Origin of the sequence: Methanoculleus sp. UBA208, assembly GCF_002498065.1 — an archaeon.
Classification (GTDB): domain Archaea; phylum Halobacteriota; class Methanomicrobia; order Methanomicrobiales; family Methanoculleaceae; genus Methanoculleus.
Map to the genome: position 1 here is coordinate 23316 of NZ_DAFZ01000072.1, position 6000 is coordinate 29315.

The following is a 6000-nucleotide window of genomic DNA, read 5'->3' on the forward strand; positions in this document are numbered from 1 at the left end:
CAGCAAACGCATTAAAAACGAATAAAATCAAAAATCATCATCTAAGAGAGAGATACCCGTAGCGAACAAACTATATACTTTTAATAGCAGGAAGTGTTAATCACATTCAGAGGGCTCGTAATGGAAATACATGTGGATAAGGACGCGTGCGTCGGGTGCGGTCTTTGCGTCAAAGACTGCCCGATGCACGTGTACGAACTCCAGGACAACGTGAGTGTCGCGGTCAGGCCGAATAACTGCATGGGATGCCTGTCCTGTCATGAGATCTGCCCGGCCCAGGCACTCGAGCACCGTGGCATCTACGCTGCCCGGAGGCACTATATCGACATCAATGTCTGTGAAATGCTCCGGAAGGTGGTCTGATGAGCGCGGGATATATCGACGAATTGCACGAGGCGTTTCACTCCGATCTCGTCTATCGCTCCGAGGAGATTCCCCTCGAATGTTCGCCCAAGCCAAAAGAGATGGAACAGACACTCCACGGCGTGATGAAACTCAACGGCCTCGTGATCAGGTCACTCGAGGAGATCGCGGGCAGGGGGGCGAACGCAGTCACTTACCGCGCCGGGAAGAAGTTCGGCCACGAAGTCGCCAAGTACTTCCAGAAGCGCGAAGACGTGGAAGGAGCGCTTCACGAACTCTCCGACCTGCTTCGCGGCCAGTACTCCTTTGAAGTCTGGAAACCCGAGGACAAGGAGACGTTCATCATCGAGGAGAACGGAGAGACCTTCATCTACCTCGTCTTCCATGACTGCATCGTCCGCCAGACGCTCCGGCGCAACGGCCTCGACCAGGGCGGTCCGCTCTGCCAGACACTCTTCGGCTACGTCGTCGGCGCGATCGAAGAGATCACCGGCAGGAAAGCCAAACTGGAGATCGTCCACACCGGCCCGAACGCCTGCCTGAAGAAGCTGGTTCTGAAATGAGGCGAAGACGATGAAGATTGCTATTGAAGAACTGGCAGGGTGTTCAGGATGCACGATTGCGGTGCTCGATCTCCACGAGATGCTCCTTGACGTCGTCGCGGAGGCGGAGATCGTCTACTCACCGGTGATCATGGACGTAAAAGAGCCCCCCGAAGGCATCGATATCGCCTTCGTGACCGGAGCAGTCAGAAACGAAGAGAACCACGAACGACTCGAGATGATCCGGAAGCGGTCAAAGACGCTCGTGGCGCTCGGGACCTGCGCCTGCTACGGGGGCGTATCGGGCCTCTCGATGCTGAACTCAAGCGAAGACCTCTTCTCCTGCGTCTACCGGGAAGTGGAGACAGCAAAACCCGACGGGGTCATCCCGACGGATGTGCCGCCGTTCCTCTACCGGGCGTTCGCAGTGGGCGACCTCGTGAAGGTTGATTACTACGTCACGGGCTGTCCGCCCAAAGAAGCGTTCTTGAAGAAGATTATCCCGGCAATGATCGCAGGGGATACGCTCGAACTCTCGCACAAGTCCGTCTGTTCGGAATGCGACAGGATCATGGGGCAGGTCGATAACTGGACCCTCAAGCGGCGGCACGAGGGTGTTCCCGACCGTGAACATTGCCTGCTCGGGCAGGGCTACCTCTGTCTCGGGAGCGTCACCTTCGGGAGATGCGCCGCGTCGTGCCCCAAAAACAACATTCCGTGCCACGGGTGCAACGGCCCGTCGCTCGACATCCTCCGCGAGCCCTGCCGGGATATCTACGGCATGATGGTACGGAGAATTTCGGATCTCACCGACAAGCCCCAAAAAGAGGTTGAGAAGGAGCTCTACGATGTCGCGCACACGATGTATGCCTTCACCATAGGGAGCCTGATCATGGAGGACAAGGAGAACTCAAAGATCCGGGATCTGGTAAAGGAGAGGAGCAGATGAAAGAGATCACAATCAGCCCGGTAACCCGGATTGAAGGGCACGCCGGCGTCAGGATCTACCTCAACGATCAGGGAGAAGTCGACTCGGCCCACTTCCAGGTCGTGGAACTCAGAGGATTTGAGAAGTTCCTCATCGGCGCTGCAATCGAGGAGGCACCCCGGATCACGCCCCGCATCTGCGGGATATGCCCCTCGGCGCACCACCTGGCGGCGGCAAAGGCGACCGACCAGATCTTCGGCGTCGAACCGCCCGCGACCGGAAAGAAACTCCGGGAGCTCCTCAACGTCGGCCAGTTCGTCCATTCCCACGCCCTCCACTTCTTCATGCTCGCGGCCCCCGACTTCATCCTGGGCCACGATGCACCGGCGGAGACACGGAACGTCATCGGGCTTGCCCGCCACTCGCCGGAGCTTGCGAAGAAGGCGATCGCGGTCCGGAAGTTCGGTCAGCGCCTGACGGAGGCGGTCGGCGGCAAACCCATCCACCCGTCAAACGCGCTGCCCGGCGGGATGTCGACGCCGCTCACGGAAGGAAAGAAAGCCGAATTGACCACGATGGCGGAAGAAGCGCTCGGAATAGCCCGTGAAGGGTGGGAGATCGCACGTACCCTTCTCGACGGCGTCGACACGGAGATCGGGGCTGTGAAGACCGGGTTCCTGGGCATGGCCAATAACGGGGTCTACTCGACCTACGAAGGCCCTGCTACGATGCTCGGTCCGGACGGAGGCAGAATTGGTTCGATCTCAGGTCAGGATTACGTGAACTCCATCGAGGAGTACTCGGAAGACTGGTCGTACCTGAAGTTCGCCCGGTTCAAAGGCGGAGACTATTACCGGGTCGGGCCGCTCGCCCGGCTCAACATCGTGGAGAAGATGGGCACGGAGCATGCGGACGCTGCTCTCGCGGAGTACCGCGAGCGGTTCGGTACCGTCACCCAGGCTGCGCTCGCCTACCACATGGCACGCTACATCGAGTTCATCGCCTCGTGCGAGCGGGCTGTTGAGTTGCTCTCGGATCCCGGCATCACCGGATCAGACATCCGGGCGCTGGCAGGGACGGTCGTGAACCGGCGGGGCGTCGGGATCGTCGAGGCACCCCGGGGGACCCTGATCCACGACTATACCGTTAATGAAGCCGGCATCATCGAGCGGTGCAACCTTATCGTGGCGACCTGCCAGAACAACTACGCGATGGACCGGGGTGTGGAGGATATGGCACGCCGGGTGGTGGAGAACGGAGCGTTGACCGAGGGCGCGGCAAACCGCATCGAGATGATCATCAGGGCCTATGACCCCTGCATCTCATGCGCAACACACGCAATCGGGCGAATGCCTCTGAAAATCGAGTGCATCAGAAGAACATGAGGAGATGCGGATGTTAAAACAGATCCTGGGAGAATTCCTGAAACTTGACGGGGTTACCGCCGCAGTCGTGGCGGGACGGGACGGCTTTGTGATCGAGAGCGTCGTTGCCGGGGACGTGGACGTCGAGGCCCTTGGTGCCATGGCATCGACAGGGATGGGTACATCTGAGGCAATGAGCAACGAGCTCGGGAAAGGAGAGATGTCCCAGATGCTCATCGAACTGGAGAACGGGCCTATCCTGCTCTCCCCTCTCTCGGAGGACGAGTTGATCGCCATCGTGGCGAACGCGAACGTCAATGTCGGGCGAATCCGGTACGAGCTGAAGAAGAACAGAGACCGTATAACTGCTGCTCTGTGAGAAGATGCTACCCGACGGCGTCTCACTCGGACGACTGCAGGGGCCCCTTTCGGCCCTTGCTTCGATCAGCCCTCACTTCACAGGAGCAGTGCGTATCGACGAGTCCGAAGGGACAGGTTTTGTCCTGGTCCAGAACGGAAACCCTTACGCAGCCGCCATCGAGGACAGCGGCAAAGGCCTGCTCCTTAGCGGAGACGAGGCCTACAGCCACCTGCTCGATCAAACGTCGCTCAATTACGAACTTATCGCGTACACGGCCGAAGAGACCGAGGCGGCCCAGGCGATCTCTCAGGAGACGGGGTGCCGGGTCAGTGAAGGCGGCCTAAAGCCAGCCGCCCCGGTCGGGTCGGCGGATACGGACTCCCTTGACCAGATTGCACGGCAACCGGGTGTCATTGCAGTTTCGGTCTTCCATGAGGGATTTGCCCTTCAATCGCTCGGCTCCGCGGACTTTGAGCATGTTGCTGCGGTCGCTGAAGACCTGCTCCGCGCCGGCACCCATATCACCGCCGATATGGAGATGGGGGATCTCTCCCAGATGATCCTCGAGACACCGGCAGGCAAGCTCATCATCGCGCCCTACGGGGATCTCTCCCTCTGCATACTTGCAAAATCGGATGCCAACCTCGGCCTGATCCGGCTCTCGATACGGGGCATGCAGGACGAGCCCGCCTGAGAGAAAGGGCTGCCTCAACATCCCCGTTCTCCCGGCGAACCGGTTGAGCGGAGCGTGCGGGCCCGGTTATCGGCAGGTCCCGAACGTATTTTTTCGGCTTTGTTGAAACCTTTTCTTCTAGTCTTCCTCCCTACCCTGATGAGGTTGGTGCTAGGATCGACTTGTCCCTGGAATCAGCCCTTTTCTTCGAGCATGTTCCCGCATGTTCCCATGCAGTGGACCGTGGCGGCCTGCGCACCTACGGTGCGTAGCTCGGTGGAAAGCCTTGCCCCGGAAGGCCTCTGGATTGCGAACATCTGGAGCAAGCAGGCGCGGTTTCAACAAAACTGTTTTTTCTGCCTTGAAGCCTTCCCGGCAACGGCCCGGGCGATGAGCAGGGGGAGGCGTATCCATGCCTGGTGGGACGGACGTTTCCCGCCGCCCCCTTCCTATCCAACAGTTGATATCCCTGCCTGCCTGAGATAATCCTATGCATCTCCACACCGCACAGGGAGCACGGCCGGCATTCCTCCATCCGGGACTCCCGGCAGGGCCGTCCCGCCGTCATGAGGTGATCGCCTGATGAAGTACCACCCGGTCCATTCCGGATATCCGCCGTACGTCGAGGCGAATTCGGCGATTGAGGCGGCCTTCGCCGAACACGGCAGGGGGAACGTCCAGATGCCGCCGAAGGTCTACGTGACGTTCGTTGAAACCGGGGACTTCCGGACGATGCCCGCATACCTCCCGGCGCTCGGGATTGCCGGGGTAAAGATCGTCAATGTTCACCCGCATAACCGCGCGAGAGGCCTTCCTACCGTCATGGCGCTCACCGTGATCATCGACGTGGAGACGGGCATCCCGAAGGCTATCATCAACGCCACCGAACTTACCGCGATGCGTACCGGGGCAGCGGGCGCCGTGGCGGCGAGGTACCTCGCGCCCCGGCAGTCGTCCGTCACCCTTGGAGTCGTAGGGGCCGGGCGGCAGGCGGAGGCGCAGGTCGAGGCGACGGCTGCCGCGCTCACGATCGAGGAGATCCGGGTCTGGAGCAGGACGGAGAAGAGTGCTGAGGCTTTTGCGGCGCGCTACTCCGAATATAACGCCCGAAGCGTCTCGATCGAACGCGCCTGCGACTGCGACGTGCTGACCACGACGACGCCGTCGACAAAACCGGTCGTGATGGCGGACTGGGTCCGGGAAGGGACGCACATCAACGCGATCGGCGCGGATGCACCCGGCAAACAGGAACTGGACCCTGCACTTCTGCTGAAGGCCAAGGTCTTCGTCGACGACCCCGATCAGGCGATCCACTCAGGCGAGATTAACGTCCCGATCAGCACCGGGTACTATGACCCCGCCCGGATTGCCGGAACCCTCGGCGAGGTCGTCACCGGGAAGAAGGGGCGGTCGTCACCGGACGCCATCACGCTCTTCGACTCCACCGGGCTTGCCATACAGGATCTCGCCATCGCCGCTCTCGTCCTGCGGGATGGGGATGAGGGATACGAACTGCCGTTTCCGTGAGATCGTCGCTCGAGCCTGGGGGGGCCTCCCCCGGAAGCCGAATTCCCGAATTATCCATACTTGACTCGCACCAAAATTCGAGGGTGGGACTGTCCGGCAATATTCTGAGGTCGCACAGACACGGATTTCAGGGGGGGGTGCGAGGTGCGCACCTCCGTGCTCAAACTCCGTACCTATCTGGACGTCGTAAGTCCAGAACATTCGGTTTTCTCCAGCGATGTCCCATAGGGGCATCGCCTATC

7 protein-coding genes are annotated in these 6000 nt (G+C 60.3%); all 7 read left to right on the plus strand.

The genetic code is table 11. The features are described 5' to 3' along the window. The first annotated feature begins 120 nt into the window (after nucleotides 1-120). The 7 genes from BRA62_RS07805 (at nucleotide 121) to BRA62_RS07835 (ending at nucleotide 5758) form a co-directional block, all read left to right on the plus strand. Nucleotides 121-363: a 4Fe-4S dicluster domain-containing protein gene (locus tag BRA62_RS07805; protein ID WP_292366007.1), complete on the plus strand. Its 243-nt coding sequence runs from the start codon at nucleotides 121-123 to the stop codon at nucleotides 361-363. Continuing rightward, nucleotides 363-926: an L-2-amino-thiazoline-4-carboxylic acid hydrolase gene (locus tag BRA62_RS07810; protein ID WP_250988038.1), complete on the plus strand. Its 564-nt coding sequence runs from the start codon at nucleotides 363-365 to the stop codon at nucleotides 924-926. Before BRA62_RS07805 ends, BRA62_RS07810 begins: the two co-directional genes overlap by 1 nt. A gap of 10 nt (nucleotides 927-936) precedes the next feature. Then, a complete protein-coding gene (locus BRA62_RS07815; RefSeq protein WP_292366008.1) occupies nucleotides 937-1854 on the plus strand; it encodes a F420-nonreducing hydrogenase in 918 nt (305 codons plus the stop codon). Continuing rightward, nucleotides 1851-3218: a Ni/Fe hydrogenase subunit alpha gene (locus BRA62_RS07820; RefSeq protein WP_292366009.1), complete on the plus strand. Its 1368-nt coding sequence runs from the start codon at nucleotides 1851-1853 to the stop codon at nucleotides 3216-3218. Before BRA62_RS07815 ends, BRA62_RS07820 begins: the two co-directional genes overlap by 4 nt. Before the next feature lie 10 nt (nucleotides 3219-3228). Further along, nucleotides 3229-3576 carry a roadblock/LC7 domain-containing protein gene (locus BRA62_RS07825; protein WP_250988041.1) on the plus strand — a complete coding sequence of 116 codons (348 nt, stop codon included), beginning with the start codon at nucleotides 3229-3231 and terminating at the stop codon, nucleotides 3574-3576. 88 nt (nucleotides 3577-3664) lie between these two features. Continuing rightward, the gene (locus BRA62_RS07830) at nucleotides 3665-4252 is read left to right on the plus strand and encodes a roadblock/LC7 domain-containing protein (protein WP_292366010.1); all 588 of its coding nucleotides are present in this window, start codon (nucleotides 3665-3667) and stop codon (nucleotides 4250-4252) included. 561 nt (nucleotides 4253-4813) lie between these two features. After that, nucleotides 4814-5758, plus strand: coding sequence for an ornithine cyclodeaminase family protein (locus BRA62_RS07835; protein WP_292366011.1), 945 nt, complete (start codon nucleotides 4814-4816; stop codon nucleotides 5756-5758). Nucleotides 5759-6000: the final 242 nt, after the last annotated feature.